Source organism: Novosphingobium tardum, from assembly GCF_042652045.1.
GTDB lineage: Bacteria > Pseudomonadota > Alphaproteobacteria > Sphingomonadales > Sphingomonadaceae > Novosphingobium > Novosphingobium tardum.
Genome location: NZ_JBHSDR010000008.1, coordinates 1 through 16,501 on the forward strand (window position 1 = coordinate 1; position 16,501 = coordinate 16,501).

The 16,501-nt window shown below is 58.1% G+C and carries 14 protein-coding genes and 2 pseudogenes; 6 read left to right on the top strand and 10 right to left on the bottom strand.

Going from position 1 to position 16,501, the window contains the following annotated elements; all coding sequences use genetic code 11:
• Positions 1–117 precede the first annotated feature (117 nt).
• Positions 118–1,194, bottom strand: a complete 1,077-nt coding sequence (locus ACFO0A_RS14055) for a 5-methylcytosine restriction system specificity protein McrC (RefSeq protein ID WP_379539670.1) — start codon at positions 1,192–1,194, stop codon at positions 118–120.
• A complete protein-coding gene (locus ACFO0A_RS14060) occupies positions 1,191–3,767 on the bottom strand; it encodes an MrcB family domain-containing protein (protein ID WP_465263013.1) in 2,577 nt (858 codons plus the stop codon). Before ACFO0A_RS14060 ends, ACFO0A_RS14055 begins: the two co-directional genes overlap by 4 nt.
• 462 nt (positions 3,768–4,229) lie before the next feature.
• Here ACFO0A_RS14060 and ACFO0A_RS14065 point away from each other — a divergent pair, with 462 nt between their 5' ends.
• Positions 4,230–4,535 carry a hypothetical protein gene (locus ACFO0A_RS14065; protein ID WP_379539671.1) on the top strand — a complete coding sequence of 102 codons (306 nt, stop codon included), beginning with the start codon at positions 4,230–4,232 and terminating at the stop codon, positions 4,533–4,535.
• 149 nt (positions 4,536–4,684) lie between these two features.
• Here the strand turns inward: ACFO0A_RS14065 and ACFO0A_RS14070 are convergent, their stop codons facing one another.
• From ACFO0A_RS14070 to ACFO0A_RS14100, 7 genes are all read right to left on the bottom strand, one after another.
• The gene (locus ACFO0A_RS14070; protein WP_379539672.1) at positions 4,685–6,910 is read right to left on the bottom strand and encodes a YecA family protein; all 2,226 of its coding nucleotides are present in this window, start codon (positions 6,908–6,910) and stop codon (positions 4,685–4,687) included.
• Between the two features lie 72 nt (positions 6,911–6,982).
• Positions 6,983–8,530 (bottom strand): ApeA N-terminal domain 1-containing protein, encoded by a 1,548-nt coding sequence (locus ACFO0A_RS14075; RefSeq protein WP_379539673.1) that lies wholly within the window; start codon positions 8,528–8,530, stop codon positions 6,983–6,985.
• A 52-nt stretch (positions 8,531–8,582) separates the two neighbouring features.
• Positions 8,583–9,005, bottom strand: a complete 423-nt coding sequence (locus tag ACFO0A_RS14080) for a hypothetical protein (RefSeq protein WP_379539674.1) — start codon at positions 9,003–9,005, stop codon at positions 8,583–8,585.
• Positions 8,993–9,310, bottom strand: a complete 318-nt coding sequence (locus tag ACFO0A_RS14085) for a hypothetical protein (RefSeq protein ID WP_379539676.1) — start codon at positions 9,308–9,310, stop codon at positions 8,993–8,995. Before ACFO0A_RS14085 ends, ACFO0A_RS14080 begins: the two co-directional genes overlap by 13 nt.
• Positions 9,311–9,588: 278 nt before the next feature.
• Positions 9,589–10,926 (bottom strand): AAA family ATPase, encoded by a 1,338-nt coding sequence (locus tag ACFO0A_RS14090; protein WP_379539678.1) that lies wholly within the window; start codon positions 10,924–10,926, stop codon positions 9,589–9,591.
• 22 nt (positions 10,927–10,948) lie between these two features.
• Positions 10,949–11,188, bottom strand: coding sequence for a helix-turn-helix transcriptional regulator (locus ACFO0A_RS14095; protein WP_379539679.1), 240 nt, complete (start codon positions 11,186–11,188; stop codon positions 10,949–10,951).
• Between the two features lie 94 nt (positions 11,189–11,282).
• Complete coding sequence (locus tag ACFO0A_RS14100; RefSeq protein ID WP_379539681.1) at positions 11,283–12,527, bottom strand: tyrosine-type recombinase/integrase; 1,245 nt, start codon at positions 12,525–12,527, stop codon at positions 11,283–11,285.
• Positions 12,528–12,736: 209 nt separating this feature from the next.
• Between ACFO0A_RS14100 and ACFO0A_RS14105 the strand changes: the two are divergent.
• From ACFO0A_RS14105 to ACFO0A_RS14125, 5 genes and pseudogenes are all read left to right on the top strand, one after another.
• Positions 12,737–12,889, top strand: a pseudogene (locus tag ACFO0A_RS14105) (sodium-independent anion transporter); the annotation flags it as partial.
• 384 nt (positions 12,890–13,273) lie between these two features.
• Positions 13,274–13,840 (top strand): DUF305 domain-containing protein, encoded by a 567-nt coding sequence (locus ACFO0A_RS14110; protein ID WP_379539683.1) that lies wholly within the window; start codon positions 13,274–13,276, stop codon positions 13,838–13,840.
• 76 nt (positions 13,841–13,916) lie between these two features.
• Positions 13,917–15,233: a chloride channel protein gene (locus tag ACFO0A_RS14115; protein ID WP_379539684.1), complete on the top strand. Its 1,317-nt coding sequence runs from the start codon at positions 13,917–13,919 to the stop codon at positions 15,231–15,233.
• A gap of 57 nt (positions 15,234–15,290) precedes the next feature.
• Positions 15,291–15,383 (top strand): annotated as a pseudogene (locus tag ACFO0A_RS14120) (YidH family protein); the annotation flags it as partial.
• Positions 15,384–15,400: 17 nt separating this feature from the next.
• Positions 15,401–15,664, top strand: coding sequence for a hypothetical protein (locus ACFO0A_RS14125; RefSeq protein WP_379540031.1), 264 nt, complete (start codon positions 15,401–15,403; stop codon positions 15,662–15,664).
• A 9-nt stretch (positions 15,665–15,673) separates the two neighbouring features.
• On the opposite strand, the gene ACFO0A_RS14130 is transcribed toward ACFO0A_RS14125, so the two are convergent.
• A complete protein-coding gene (locus ACFO0A_RS14130) occupies positions 15,674–16,489 on the bottom strand; it encodes a hypothetical protein (protein ID WP_379539686.1) in 816 nt (271 codons plus the stop codon).
• Between the last annotated feature and the right edge of the window lie 12 nt (positions 16,490–16,501).

Here is a 16,501-nt window from a genome sequence, read left to right on the forward strand (position 1 = left end):
CTTCATCGTCTGTCCTTCCTTCAGGCCAGACTCTAATCAAGCTTGGAGGAAAATCAGGGGGTCACGTCAGGGACTCTGATCGTTTCAGTCCCAGGCTCTTCAAAGAAAAAGAGAGGGTCAGTGGGCATCGGCCAAAAGGTCACTGGGCAGCGGCGCAAAATCTCGATCGATTATGCCCAGCAGGTCATCATGGATCTCCTTCCAAGCGCGATTGAGATCAATTGCCACCACACGCAACCTGTGATTTGAGACCTGATAGTCGACAGAAATTGAGGTGCCCACTGCAGGGTAGACTAATGCGCCGTCCACCAGGGTGCCGGGATAGCGAAGGGTTGCGTGATGGAGATATGTGAACAACTGATAGAGGTGCGTCGAACGCAATCGTTTAGGAAAACCGGGCCGTCCAACTAGAGTTTCCTTGTAATACTTTGCGTCAATCACGATCGTCCGCTCGCTAGAGGTAAGCGAGATATCTGTTTCCATCGTGGGAAGGATCGCACCGGCTCCGGGTGTCAACGCATCGGCATCCCATGTCATATTGTCGCGTTTTACCCTAAAGTCAGACTGCTCGTGAGCGTAGAAATTCCGCAAAAATTCCTCGAAGACGGTCGACATTCGAACCTCGTCCTTGAGGATGTCTGCGAATTTTGAACTTGCGCCATTTTCGTCGGGCAAGAGCGAATAGAAGACGAACTCACAAAGGCGCATCAGCAAGCCGTAGAGGTGCCGATCGCGTGATAATTGAACTCTACGAAATGATGACCCCGTAAGCCTGATATCGCTGACTAGAGAAAGTTGACGGAGCAACAGGGCCAGACCCTCATGCTGTCGTTTCGATATACTCTCGACTGACATCAAAGATCGAGCGGTCGCCTTGATGATCTGATTGTGTAGAACATCGTGGCGAAGCTCGTCAAAACTGCAGATCGCCGCACCCCGACGCAGGGATTGCTCCTTGATCATCCGATCGATTAGCATACGCCCTCTCGGGGCTTTGAGCTCTTCGACCTGCTCTAGGTAACCACGGTCTAATCCTCGGCGTATCAACCGGTGGGTGTTGTCGAGCAGCAATCTGGCGAAAAGATTGGCTAAATCTGGGCAGTCGTCGATCCCCACATCGACCTGCGCGCCCGCCGGAAAATGGGACCAAGCGTAGCAGAAAATGTAATAGAGATTTTGGATCGGTATCGTCACGTCGCGTTCAACCGCAACCGTTCACACGCCTGCTCCACCTTCTCATCATCGTCGATCCAGTACTCCTCTAGAAGCGGTCGGATTTCGGTTTCGACCACTAGGTTTGACCAGGTGCGGGGATCGCTAATCTCACCGGTGGGCACGAAGAAGCTGTGACCGATCCTAAACCCACGTCCCAAGTTCAGCGTGTCTTCGGATATGGCTTGATTGAGATCACGCATGCGGTCAGCAATGTGAGAAATGACGGGCTGATCCACACCAGCATTGGACAAAGCTTCAACAAATTTCGGACTATCAAACTGTGGATCGAGGGTCAGGAAGCTGAAGCGCCGGCGCAGAGCGTAATCGACCAGCGATAGAGAGCGATCAGCGGTGTTCATCATGCCGATGATGTGAACATTGGCAGGCACGAAAAATGGCTCCTGGCCTTTTTCCGCATACGATAGTTTTGCGGCCCATTCTGCTGACCGCTTGTCAGCCTCAATGAGCAACATTAGCTCGCCAAAAATCTTGGAAAGGTTCCCGCGGTTGATCTCGTCAATGATGAAGACGTAGGGTCGTTCAGGATCTTTGCGCGCACGGTTGCAGAAATCATAAAAAATTCCGTCGCGCAGGTCGAAGCCTCCGGTACCATTCGGCCTGTATCCCTGGACGAAATCCTCATAGCCGTAGGATTGATGGAACTGGACCGTCTCAACGCGTTTGCGGTCGCGCGCTTCAAGTAGTGCGTAGGCCAAACGCCTGGCAACGAATGTCTTGCCTACCCCTGGGGCACCTTGAAGGATGACATTCTTCTTTTGGCGCCAGATTGTGAGAATTCTTTCAAACTCCGCCCGAGGCATGAACAGACCATCCATCGCATCAACCAAAGTGTAGGGTTCATGAGCGACAGGCCCATCAAGCGGGCCCGGCTCGAAGACTTCTTCCACTGCTTCCTGCTCAGCAATCGTGTCGTAAGTCTGGAGCAGCGCCTCCAGTGCGGCCGTGATCGAACCGTCGTCGGGGAGATCATCAGCGTTTAGCTTCATGTAAGCGACAGTTCCTCGTTCGTAGTTTGTTGCTAGTCTGCCGTCGCACTTTAAGTCCAAGTCGTTTCCAAGCGTGAAGCCATGCGCATCAAGCTCACCAGCTTTCGAGCGAAATTCGGCAGCTAGCTCTTGCAGGATCCGCGCGCCGTCAGTCGGTCCATTCTGGTCTATGATCTGCGTCACGCCCTGGGCGAGCGTAAGATAGACGGTCTTTAAGTCCTGCGAGATTAGGAAGACGCAATAAACGCCCTCTTGGGTCGAAGAGGTAATGTTTTTATTCAGGATCGAAATCCACGGGACACGTGCCCAAACGCCTTTTCCGGCACTCCAGCCGACGCTCAAGTAAGGTCGATCTTGGATTGGGGGGCAAGCACTCAGCCATTCTCGAAGATTGCTCGCTGCTTCCCAGAGTGGCTTCACAACACCGAAGGGCCCCTCACGAGCACTGTCGAACTCAAGGATCAAATTTTCAAGGCGCTCGGCAAACGCTCTGGAGGCACGGTCAATTTGGGGGGTGGGCTGAGCCAATTTCGCAACTCCTCCGGCTCGGACCATTCCCATGAGGGGGCGGAAGATCTCAGCCATTTCTGTCACCTCGGCCAGCAAATTCGCGGCATCCACCTGATCCTCGGTTAGATAGCGTGAGACAGCGCCGCCCGCTTCCGCTTTGCCTCGGTCTGACCTCAAAAATGCCAGCCAATCTTGCAAGTTTGCGAAGTCGCTCTGGTTAGGGGTTTGGCGGGTTTTGGTGCAGCAATGCCAGCCCCCTGCCGCATCGAGACGTGCAGCAAGTTGGGCTGCAAAAGGACTATCAGGAGCAGGTAATAGATCAAAAATCCTGGGTGCGGCGCCGCGAACAGCTGATCTAATATCGCTGTTTGAGAACCCGCTCGGGTGTGTCGAAGGGGCAAAGCCAAACTCGATTCCTCGCTCCGACACAATCATGAACAGCTGTGGGCTGCCCACGAACGGATTGGCATTCTCCTTTGCGAAAACACCGAACCAGAGGTCCTTTGGTATCGCCCCTCTTACCCCGCTCTTGAGATGATACCCCGAGGTTAGGCGATACTCATAATCATCCGAACCAAGCCCTTCGATTGTTGCTTTCGCCAATGTGCCGAGTGCGAAATGGACGCTCTGGTATGCAGACAATTCCTCTGCATCCAGATCGCTATACCGAGACTTTCGGCGGGATCTCCTGAGCAACTTGACTTGGTCGGATGTGATCGACACGACACCCTCACTCGTTAGCCTCGACTTTCCCTCTCGATAATTTCTGATGTAGTTGATTGTCGTCCGGTAATTGCTCAGGTCTCTGAGTAAATCGTTTTTCAGGTTGAGGTGCGAAGGATTGGGTTTTCCAGCAGCTGCGTCCTGGGCCGTGTACTGCAAGGTTCGCATAACACCGTCTAAGCGATCCTCATCATACAGTTCATCCAGGTCACCATATGCAGCCTGAAGCTGACGGAATTCGAATATCTTGGTGCTGACGGTGTTCGGCTTGTAGTTTTTCTCAAGCCACTCGCGAAATCCGCCTTCACTCATTGCCGCAGTCCAGCCCCTGATTGAGAGGTCCTATTGTGTAGATTAAGGATTTGCCGAGTCCACAAGCATTTGATCGGCTCTTCCCGGGTTGGCGTTTAGCTCTTCGGAATGCGAGAGGCGCCCTCAGTTGAACCTTGATTGAGAATGCCCTGGCGGAGTGTAGCTCCGCCACAAATATAAATATCCATCTGATATAATGCTATATTTACTTCCGAATATGTTTCATCCCACATTTCACCCCACATGCAATGGCTCGTTCGTAAATGGCACCTTTCAATGTGCCTCTGCATCAAAGAGGCGGACGATGATATGAATGGACGCGCAAAGTTCGCTATCGCAAAGGGCAAGCTCACATCACTCGAAGTTTTTCAAAACGGCCTACTGCCTTGCAGAGATTCGCCACACTTCCCAGGAAGGCGGTGGACCATCAATCAGAGACTTCGATGTTGCCACAGGGGTTCAATGATGGCTTCGATGAAAGAGATAGCGCTGGGACTGACAACCATTCTTCCCTTGCCGGCAACACCCGACCCGCTTTGTGTCGATCTTTGGAACGAAGCGCCGAGTGAATGCGCCAGGCTGGTTCGGCTGGTAATTGCTGAATGCCATGACGCCCAAATCTCACTCATTCTCGTCCGCGTTCCCCTTGAGGTTTGGGCAGAGCTTTCATTGGACGCTGAATCATTGGTGCAGTCGCCGGAGACGCGGATCGAATGCGATTCTGGACTTCGGGAGCGTCTAGAATTTTGGCGCAGCGAGCCTTCCTAGCTATTCTGCAGAGTGATCCTGGACTCCGCCTATGGCAAACGACAACAAGCGGATATAAGCCGCAACGACCAATGGCGCCGACGTCGCTGACATTCGCTGGCTCAGTTAAGTCCATTCAAACCTACCCTTGGTTCAACGCGAGTGCGCAATCACATTCGGCAGCACTTCTTGTACTTGCGTCCGCTTCCGCAAAAACAGGGATCGTTGCGGCCGATCTTGCGCTGCGCTTTGGAGGGCTGAAACCCCTCCAGTGTTTTCGGAAGGCGCGACCGGGCATTTGCCAGCGGCAAATCGCGCGCGAGCTCCGCGCGCAGCGGGTCATATTTCCATGGAAATGCAAGTGAGAAGCCGACCAAAGGCAGGCCGTCTGCCGGATCTACGAACAGTCCGAACCAGCGGTCAGCCTTGCAGGCATATTTGCGCGCTTCGAGATGGGCTTCCAGCCGGTCGCGAACCTGCTGGGGCGGCTCGTAGCTACTATGGACGGTCAACCCTTCGCCGCCCATCGCGAAGCTGAAATCATGCAGCCGCAAGTCGGCGAGCGTCTGGGCCGTGATCAGACCGACGCCCTCATTATAGGCCTTAATCGAGGTACCGCTTGCTTCGAGCATGTAGAGCGCCAAGTCAATGAGGGGCGGCTCGGGGCGCTCCTCGATGCGTTTGAGCATGCCGTCGAACGCGGTTCCGGCAAAGGCCGTGAGTGGCCCCTTCGGTGTCTTCTCCCCGGCGATGCCGCGCCGCCTGGCCAGCATGGCGATCTCAATCGTGCCGGTGATGCTGTCGTCGAGCATCATCCCGCAGAAATCATCGCTGATCCAAAGATTTTGACGGACATGGCAGGCGAGCAGGACCAGTTCGTGGGAATAGATAAGCCGGTCGACGAACCGGTCGCGCAGCTCGCAGTAACCGAGAAACCGCAACGGGCGATCGAGAAGTTCGGAAATGGCGTCGAGAGCGAAAATGTCCGTGACGATCGGCTGGGCGACGCGGTCGATGTCTCGCTTTTCGAGAAAGCGATCGGTCTGGAAAACCAGCGAGGGATAATGGTCGGAGACAAGGCAGATCGGGTAGATTTTCTGCGGTGGATGCTGAAGCGTCACGGCCATGCCGTCTGCACGCGTGATTGACGTGCTCGGATCGAACAGCGCCTCGGCGCAGATCTGGGCCTGGTCATAGGCGTCCTGCACAGCCCGCTTGAAGTCGCTGCGCAAAATGCGCTCGTTACCCCGCCGCGCCTCAATCGTCAGGCGCTTCGACTTGGCCTGAACCAGCAGCAGCCGACCGCCGAATTCGACAAGAATGTCGATCTCACCGATCCGGTCGCCCTTCGCGCGGTCGAGATTGAGACCGCGATGAACGTTAGCCGCTCCGAAGACATCGATCAGCCGCTGATGCGTAAACGCCTCGGTGAAGTCGCCCCGATGTGTTGCCGCTGTCGCCCGATACGCCTTGTCCTTGAACATCCAGTACATTGGCGCTTCGTAGAGCGCCTCGACCGGCGCATAATGTTGCAGGACTGCGTAGCGGTCTTCGCCGAGCGCGATCAGCGGCGCCGAGACGGCGCGATTATAGTCGTTGAGCGCTACAAACTCTGCGTTGTCGCCGAGCGGGGTCGAGAATGCCGCGATGACGGCACCAGCCTTTTCCTCGGCTACGCTGCTGCGCGCGACCAGATCGGCTTTCGAGACGATGAAGCCAGGGAGAAGCGACCAAGTCGACGGGTCGTCGCGATCTGCCATCTTCCATCGCGCGGTCACCTGTTCTTCGGTGAGCGCGAGGCACGCGTCGACGATCGCCGCGGCGTCCTCGATCGTGAAGCCGCAATTGGCCTCAAGCCAGGGATTGTCGGCCTGGAATTTTTCGACGGCGAAGTCGCGATACTGGAAATTGAACGCGGATTCGCCGCCGTAGAAGATCGGTTCGCGAAGCGTTTCGACCAGCTCGTGGGCGGCGACAAAATTCTCTTTGCCAGCTCCGAACATAGGCCAGCTTAGCCGGCGATGCAGTTCTTCGAGCAAGGCCTCCACCTTCGCCAGAAGCGCAGATGGATCATCGGGTAAGAGATCGAAGGCCTCGATCCCGCCCTGAATCATGTATCCGATTAGCGTCGCGACCTCGGTCCGGATCAGCCGCTTGAAGCCGAAGAGATGAGCCATATCCTCCGGCTTCATCTCTTCCTGGTAGAAAACGAAATTGTCGCGGACAATGACTTGGGCGACCACATGGGCGAATCCGGGCGTCCAGCACAGCTGGCGCAGCTCAGCGAGGATGTCTGCCTCGTCGCGCGGTGGCGTTGCGGGTTCGGCCGCCGCGCGTGCCCGACGATGCTTGTCGCGCTGCGCCTCGAAGCGGCGCCGGCGGCCGCCCTTAGCCATGTTCGGCCATGCCCGCTTGCTTGAAAAGACACGGCGCCGCGCTGGATCGTGGCTCAACTGACCTCGCGCGCGTCATCGCGGCCGATCCGACTTCGCCCAGAGCTGCGAGAACTCATTGTGACGTTTCAACAGGGGCTTGATGTCGTCGGCCGGGATCCCGAGGCGTTGAAGGAACAGGAGGGTCAACAAGAGGACGATGCGCCGCGTCGCCCAGTACATGCCCTCGCCATCGAAGGTACGCGCACTCAACTCCTCGGAAAAATGGGTATAGTAGTTGCGCGTGTCGACTAGCTTGCGCAGGTATCTGCTGTTGAAGCCGCACGGCGTCTCGCCAAAAGCCGCTGTCAGCGACGCTACGATTGAACGCAGGCGTTGCTTGAGGCTCGGCTCATTGGCGTAGCGATAGAGGGATTCGAGCTTTTCATGCATGTCGGCCTCGGTGTCGGGCGGGATTGCCGCCACCATTGCCTCTGTGAATTCAGTGAACTTCTCCTCAGCCATGATGGCTTCATCGCTGGTCCGGCGGTGGAACACTTCGAGCGCCTGGATCGCGAGCAGCAGCCGGATGTTCGTGAACATATGCCGGGCGCCGGTGATCGTGAAAAACAGGCGTAACGCCGGGTCGAACGCCTCGAACTGGTCGAACCACAACTGCATCGCCTGTGGATTGAAACGGTTGAGCTCGGGGCCGGTGACGATCGGCGTACGCTGCTTCGATTGGGTTTCGGCCCGCCCCTCGCCATGGATCATCTGCGCATAGAAATGGACTTCCGCCGGACGCGTCCCGCCGCCGCCAAGCTCGACGTCGGGTCCGCGCAGCTCGAAGTAGGTGAGCGGCAAGAAATGACCGGTGCACAGTGAGGCCAGTTCTTGAAGCCGCCTTGCCCGGTTGAGGTGCCAGTTGAGCGACTTTGGCTCATGCGGTGTGATCGCCATCTGGCTCGTGACGTCGATCACGAAACGCGTTGCCTGCTTGTTGTCGGAATAGAGGCTCCCGACCGAGCTCACCTCGAAATCGGCATGCGATGCGAAGGCCACTTCGCGCGGCTTCGCCGCATGGACGGTTAAAGTCTTGGCTTCGGTATTGAGCACATCGGTGAACGGACTGTGCTCGAGCCAGGTCTCGATCTCGTCGAATCGGAAATAGGATTTGGAGAAGATCGCTTCCTCATCAGCGCTGGTGAGATGCGCGCCGATAACCAGCAGATTGCTTTTCCAGGTCTCGTTGGGGATGCCCGGCATATTGAGTTGCCGATTGGTGTCATGCGCGTGCAGCAAGCTGATCGGCTTGCCCTTCATGGTAACACCGTGAATAACTGCCCCATGATTGTCACGGGCGCCACCCAATGCTCGACCGAATGCCTCGTGCAGCTCGCCGAAGATGCCCAGCAGTTTGAGCACCGCGCCGTTTTCGGAATCGTAGCTGAGTGTGCCGGGAACCTCATCTTCCCGCTTGTTTGGTAGCCAAAAGAGCCCTTTTTCAGTGAAGCTGTCGTAGATGCCGAGAGGTGGACTCGCCAACTTCATTCTCCCTGCGATCGCGTTATCGGGCTCGCCGCCTGAGAGGTCAGGAATAAGCCAATCATTTGTTACGAAATGCTCACTCAAGGAAGCCCACATTGGGTTTCAGGTGCAAAATTGATCTTCTTTAGGCAAACGCACAGCTTGGCTACTAAGACAAGTCCTCCAACCCTTTCCTAATGACTGCGTTCCTATGAGCGCGCCCATACATCTGAGCAATTTCACCATCCGACATGTCGGAAAAATCGGGCTCTTGTTCTCGCTTTAAAACAAGATCACGGGGGACGAGAGAGGCAACAATCCGCAAATAGCTTGCTGGATCATCTTCTCGCAGCTTGGCCAGTACATTGGGGCCGTGCTCTGCAAAATCGGCTTCGATCGTAGCTAATAATGTCTCAGTTAGCCGGTTGCGATTCCCCTTCCTGCGTCCACCACCGATATTGCCCGCCAAAAAACGGCCTTTTGAGTCTCGATGCGAAAGATCTACTCCTGAGCCATGATCGCCTGGGGATCCTGCTGGGCTGCCAGAATCGCTCTCAGCATCAGGACCAGTTTTGGGGATCATCCAAGCCATGGCAGCTTCTCCCGATTGCGATCCAGAAATCTTCCTTGGGTACAGCAGGCCGAAGCCTCGTCAAATTTCGAGCGGATACAGTCAGCCCATTCTTCAGATTGAATCGCTGCATGCATGATCTCGAGGCCAAGTCGCACTCGGTCGTTTGGCATCCAATCGACGGCGCGGCGCTTTACCCTGAGCTTGCGCTTGAGCATGCGCTGATAGGTCCAAGACGCGAGAATGCCCGCAGCAAGTAGGAGTTCGGCCAGGCTCCCATTCCTTCTGGCGCAGATTTGAATGAGCGCTGTCGCATAGCGATCCATCAAGTTCATCTCCGCACCAAGGCAGAATCGGATGCCTGCCAATGTCTGTGGCAACTTTGGCGAAATGGGGCGGGATGCATTTCGAGGCATATCAGACCATTGCAAGTGGGTCAGAATGTGGGATGGAGTAGAAAGAACCTTCAAGATTCCCACAGGCTCTAAGTAAAGCAGGCGGAAGATGCGTCCGCCGGTGCCATTCGCGCGTTGGACATGGGACACCCCTAAAGGGGGGTGTCCTGTCCTGTCCCAAACGGCGAAGATCGAACGAAAGGGACATGTCACGCCAATGTCCCTGTCTTGTCCGCCTGTCTGGCAAGTACGGCGGCGACAACGCCGTTCGTGGCGGCAGCGGTTGGACCGTCGAACTGACATAGGTCATTCGTCACGCGCACCAGGCCCAAGCCGACCAAATCGCCACGCGCACGATCGAACGCCTTCCGGTTCGCGTCTTCGGTTGCGTTCGGGCGCTGACGATAGAAGGCGGCTCGCCATGCCCCAGTGGGGACGCCGACAAACTCGCCGACTTCGTTCAAAGCGCCGTTGCTGCTCGCCGCTTCGTGCAACGTTGCCATTGCCACTTGGCGATTGCCGGTCAGCGGTTTCAAATGCGCGACTGCCGAAGCGTCGGGCGTTATGACGCAAGACGTAATTGCATCGCCGTCCGCATCTTCGCCGACCTCGACGACCTTCAGTCGGAAAGGGTGTTCATCACCGTCCCGACCATCCTTCGCCTTGTCGATCTTCCACCGTCGCGCGTCACCTTCGCGCGAAACAAGGATCGCCGCGTCGATCGCTGCGAACAAACTCGAATGCCCACGAATCCCCTTGGCCGGGTCTTTGCCAGTGTGGGCAATTAGGACGACAAGCCCGCCGGTTGCCTGTTGGAGCGCCTTCGCGCCTTCGATAATCAGTCCCATGTCCTTGGAACTGTTTTCGTCGGAACCAGGCGCGGCGCGGTTTAGAGTGTCGATGAATACGACGGACTTCGGCGGGCATATTGCGGCCAAGTCCGATACGTCGGCTTGATCGGTCAATTTGAACGGTTGAACCAGGAAGCGAATGTCGTCCGGCACTTCTCGCCCATACTCGCGCTGCCAAGCGCGCACGCGCGATTGAATGCCCGCTTCGCCCTCTAGAACGACGTACAGGACATGCGCGAAGCTGGTGACGTATCCGAAGAACGGTTCGCCAGTTGCTATCGCCCCCGCCATAGCCATTGCGACGAACGATTTCCCGGAGCCGGAGGCACCATAGACGACGGCAATGCCCTGGGTTGGGAGAATCGGCTTCAGCCGGTATTCCTGAGGCGCCATGCTACAGATTTCCGCCGCTGATAGCGGCTGGAAGCGATTGCGCCGCTTCTCAGCGAGCATTTGACGTTCGGCGGCTTCTTCAAGCGCGTCGGGGTCTGGTCGTGCCTTCGACCAAAGTTGCTTCGCCTTGAAGCGACCATAGGGTTTCGCCCAATCGGCGAACACGCTTTCGTACTTGTCGCCTGAGCATTTGAGCGCGGCAGCGACCATGCGAACATCGTCTTGGGTGCGCGGCTCGACGTATTTGAGAAGGGCGCGCATCTTCTCTTGCTCCTCAGCAAGAGAGGGAGGGTCGAAGAACATTGGAGCCGTCCGTCGGGGCGAACTACGCCGAAACGCCGCGTTGGCTTTCAAGGTCCGCCACTAGTCGCCGAATGTCGTCATCGGACTTGCCCGCGATCCGAGCCGCATTGATCGCCGCGATTTCGGATTCGGGCCAAGCTGAAGCGCGTTCGCCAATCTTGACCGCCTTCGGAAGAAGGCCCTTGCTAACGTAGGAATAGACGCCCGCGCGAGACAGGCCGGTTGCCCCCATGACATTCGGGAGCCGCAAAAGATAAGTCATAGTTATACCCCATTACATCTAAGAACGCCGCCGGGGTAATTCAGCGCTCCCAAATACGTCAAATATTGATTAAAGGTTTATGTCGTTATACGAACTAGGCGTTTTTCTTATTCGAATTTAATTTGAATAAGTTTTCCCCTGAATTCGGCGGTTGCGAGCAATATTTCGTCCAATCCGACATTAGACGCGCCCGCTTCGTCAACAGGTCGCCTCGCTGATACGCCGCTTCCGCTTTATCCTTCAGTTGATGCGCCAATGCGTGTTCGATCACTTCGCGCGGATATGCGGTCGTTTCGCCTGCCCAATCGCGGAACGTCGATCGGAAGCCGTGCTGCGTTAGATCGCCGCGCTCCATGCGCTTCAGGACCGCCGTAAGGGCCATGTCGGACAGAACGCCGCCCCGTGGCGCCGGGAAGACGTAATCGCTTCCCTTGACGCGCGGCAGGGCCTTCAGGAGCGCAACGGCGGCGTCGGACAGAGGAATGCGATGTTCCTTGCCCGCCTTCATGCGATCGCCGGGGACGGTCCATACCTTGCCCACAAGATCGAATTCGGCCCAAGTCGCGTTGCGGACTTCGCCGGATCGTGACGCGCATAGTACGCTGAATTCGAGCGCACGCGCCGATATGCCGTCACGCTTTCGAAGATCGGCCATGAATGCGCCGACTTCGGCGTATGGCAACGCCGCATGGTGTTCGACCTTTTGGACCTTGTTTCGGGCGGGTAACAGCTTGTCCAAGTGCCCGCGCCAGCGCGCCGGGTTTTCACCTTCGCGATATCCGTTGACCTTCGCCCAATCCAATACGCTTTCGATCCGACCGCGAAGGCGACTGGCGGTTTCGGTTTTCACGCCCCAAATTGGACGAAGTACGTCCTGAATTAACCCCGTGTCGATCGCTGCAACCGGCAATGCCCCAAGCTTCGGATAGGCATACGTTTCGAGCGTCGCGCTCCATTGCTTGACATGCTTGTCGTTCTTCCACCCGGCCTTGTGGGCTTCAACATAGGCTTCGGCGCAATCCTTGAACGTCTTCGACTTCGCCCGTTCGACGCGCAATGCGGCGCGGGCCTGCTGGCGTTCCTGAAGCGGGTCGATGCCGTCGCGAACCTTCTTCCGATGATCGCGGGCAGCGTCGCGAGCGTCGGCAAGCGAGACTTCGGGATACGGCCCAAGTCCGATATCGCATCGGCGGTTGCCGATCTTGATACGAAGAACCCATGCCCGGCTGTCGCCGACAATGCGAAGGTGCAATCCGTCAACGCCGCCGACGGCATATCGCCCTGGTTCCTTCAATCGCTGCACCGCCAGCGCCGACAGTTCCTTCGCCTTCTTCGCCATGCCTTGAATCCCTCATGCTGTCCCACATAAGATCGCAGATTTTAGTAGCACGTATTGGACGGCTGTAAACCGGAAAGAGGAATAGGTGATTGAATCAACGAAGTAATTTTAGCGGTCTTTGGACTTCTCTAGACCCCGCTAGAGCGGACTCCGTCTCCGCCAACGGCTATTCGTGACCGTTCGGCTCCGTATGATACTGACGCGGTGAGGCTCGGTGGGTCATCACCGGATTCGTGAACCCGCTGGCGATCCTGATCTTCATTGCGCAACTGACGCAATTCATCGGCGTGACCTGGCAAACAGATGCGATGGTCGCAGGCGGGCTTGCGATCATCTATCTTCTGCCCCGACTTACCAAGGCTGGGAACCATGCTTGCGCAGCAGATCGCGGCAAGACACCCGGACCTCCCTATTATTTCGTGAGCGGCCTTGCCGACACGGCCTCGATAAGGAACGCCGCCGACCAAGGCGTTACGATATTGCAGAAACCATTCGATCTCGATCAGCTGCTTTCCGCATTGAAAGAGTTATGATCGCAGAGCGGTGGGCATCGGCCGATCCGGCCTAATTACGCAACTCTCGAGCGAAGGCCGCTGGCGACGAAAACGTTCCCGCGGGCCGGCAGTCGCAATCCAGAAATGGTCCGTGGGCCGGAACCATCACCAGGGCCGCCCGCTTCACCAAACGATGTGCATTGCGCCAAGCCGTCCTGACGGCAGCCTCACACAAGTCGATCGAGGTGCCCGATGGGGAAGATGAGTTACTCGCGTTTCTTCGCAATGATTGCCGTTTCGACGATGGTGATGTTCCCACTGATGTATTTGAACACCTACGCGACAAGCCACCTCTGGTTCAGCCAGACTCGCATGTGGATGGCGCTGCTGATGGGCGCGGTCATGGCGTTGGTCATGCTGGCGTTCATGGGCGGCATGTATCCCAGCCGGCGCACAAACCTCGCCATTGCCGGAACGGCCCTGGCAGTCTTCGCCGCCACTCTCTGGCTCATCAGGAGCCAGGAGACGGTCGATGACGTCGCATACATGAAAGCGATGATCCCGCATCACTCGATCGCCATCATGACAAGCGAACGCGCACATATCCGCGATCCTCGTGTCCGCAAGCTCGCCGACGGCATCATCGACGCGCAAATTCGCGAGATCGCTGAGATGAAGCGGGCAATCGCGCGCCTGGAAGCGCACCCAATTCCGGCGAATGCTGCAGACTTGCCGTCATATCGCGATGTGGGAGGCCCGCCGCCGCCGCCCGCTACAGACCAGTCGACCGGGATAGACACGCACAAGCCGATACGCTGAACCATCGCTCGGAAGGACAACTAACTCCTTGTCCTGACGCTCGTCTGCAAGCTACGCGAAATCGGTGTGGCGCTTTATGAAAAACCGACGTGTGCTGGACTGGCTGGCCCGGTTTTCCGATCGCGGCGTATCGATCGACGAAGTCCATCGTCGGGTGGCTACCGGCCTTGGGGCGGTGCTCGTCGGAGCCGTCGCACTGGGGTTCGCGGCCTCGGCCGATCTCGCTCAAAAGGCGTTTGACGCGCTAGTTGTGCGGTTCCCGCTGGCTCCGCTTGCGCTCACCCCGGCCTTGTTCGTGCTCGTCGCGTTCGCGACACGGCGATGGCTGCCCAATGCACGTGGCTCCGGTATCCCGCAGATCATTGCCGCTGCACGCTTGCCCGACAGCAGTGGCAGCCGCGCCCTGTTCGCTCTCAAAACCGGGATCGGAAAGCTGATTTTGACCCTTGTCATGCTTCTCGGAGGAGCATCGGTCGGCCGCGAAGGCCCCACGGTACAGGTCGGCGCGGCGACTATGGCGTATGTCCATCGCCTGCTCCGCGTGCCGATGACCTCCGGCGTGATCATCGCCGGTGGCGCAGCTGGCGTCTCGGCTGCGTTCAATACCCCCCTTGCGGGAGTGGCTTTCGCGATTGAGGAACTTGCTTCCGCCTACGAACAGCGGGTCGCGCTTTTAGTCATGGGGGCGGTCATGATCGCGGGGCTGACGACCATGGTGGCGGCCGGAGACTACGTCTATTTCGGGTCGGTCCAGACGACGCTGTCCTTTCGCTCGACCCTGATAGTCGCCCCGGTGGTGGGTGTATGTGGAGGTGTTGCGGGAGGCCTCTTTTCCCGCGCCCTGCTCGGATTTACCAACGCCGCGCGTGGCTGGCGAGGAGCGATCAAGCGTCGCCCACTGCTTCTCGCGCTTTGCTGCGGGCTTGTTGTCGGCGCCGTCGGCGTTGGGAGCGGCGGCGCAACCTGGGGCACCGGCTATACGCCCGCGCGGCTGCTGGTTGAGGGCGGGCACCTCCCGGCCTGGTTCGGTCTGGCGAAATTCGTGGCCTCGCTGTCTACGGCGCTGAGCGGGGCGCCGGGCGGAATCTTCGCCCCCTCGCTGGCGGTAGGAGCCGGCGTGGGTAACGCGCTGTCGCCGTTTTTTCCGGATGCGCAGCCCGCCTCCATCGTGCTGGTGGGCATGGCCGGTTATTTCGTCGGCGTGGTTCGCGCTCCCCTCACCGCGGTCATCATTCTCATGGAGACCACTTCCGGCCGGGCAATGGTACTGCCGATGTTGGCGACCGCCCTCATCGCCGACGGCGTCAGCGCATTGATCTGCCCGGAAAAGCTTTACGTCGGACTGTCGCGCGCCTTCGCCTCTGCCGCCCAACCTGAGCCAGCCACAAGTTAGCCTCCGTACGGGGGCTTGGCGTTTGGCACTTCTCCCCTGACCAAGCGTTCAACTCTCGTGGAGAGCGACAAAGAGACGAAATCCGAGCTGCGCACGCAGTTTGCCGAAGACCGCACGCTGTTGGCAAGCGAGCGCACATTTGCCGGCTGGATGCGCACCAGCCTTGGATGCGTCGCTTTGGCATCGGACTCCACGCTCTCTTCTCGAAAGTCGAGCCGGCCTGGGTGCCGCGGGCGATTGCGACGGTTTTTCTGGGTCTTGCGGCGGTCATCATGGTTCTGGCCGAACGCAGGGCCTGCGCGGTTACGCGCAGATTGAGCGCGCACGTCATTCAGACGGCCGAGATGATCAACCTGCGTGCGTTCACCACTGCCGTCACGATTGCGTCGCTTGCGCTTGTCGCGATCGTCTGGACGATGCCGGTCTCGTAAGGAGTAAGCTTAGCTCCCGCTCCACTCGGCGAGAACTTCGTGACTGTCTGGAAGCTCGATTGCCGTCCGATCAAACGTCCCGGTTATCAGGCATGATGGCGGCAGTGAATCGCTCACCACCCGGCAACTGATCACGGGCTGCCCGGACTGCGCCCGCAAACGTCCCTCAACGACGAGGTCGAACCCTTCACCGCCGGTTTCCATCGCGTCAGGCATGGCCTTGGTCACCTTGAGGCCACGCCGATCGCGCCGGCGCGATCGCGTGTCAGTCTCGCGATAGATCTGAACGATGCCCACCCGCGGCGGCTCGGCAACGATGCCGGGCTCGCTCTTCCCAGGCGCCTCTCCTCCAGCCTCTCTATCATTTTCGACACGAACGCAGCCCGCTGACTGCAGCCAGGGCCTATACAGCCAAAATCCTTCGGCGTCCTCGAAGTCACCCGAAACCACCCACTTGAGCTCAGGGGAGTCGCGTGTAATCTCCGGGTCGACAGCAACGCGGAGGATATGCTTAGCGGTGTCCAGCGACCAGCGGCGTGTCCTGCTGTCGGCGGACGCACCTGGGCAGCCAAAGCGCATGCGAACTTCGAAGCGCTTCCCATCCAGATCAGCCTGCCCTTGATCAGCCAGACCGAGCGCAGCAGCGTTTGCCGCCCTTCCTATCGCATCCAGGACCGCCGCGCGATCCAGAGGCGGTTCCGACACCTGCACTATTGGCAGCTTGGGCGCCGGACTGGCGAGCGTCGGTGGCGGTTGGGGTTCACGGCGGTTGCATGCCACCAAAAGCGTCGAGCAGAGCAACACAGTAGTGCAAATCTTCAGCATCACCCGTGGCCT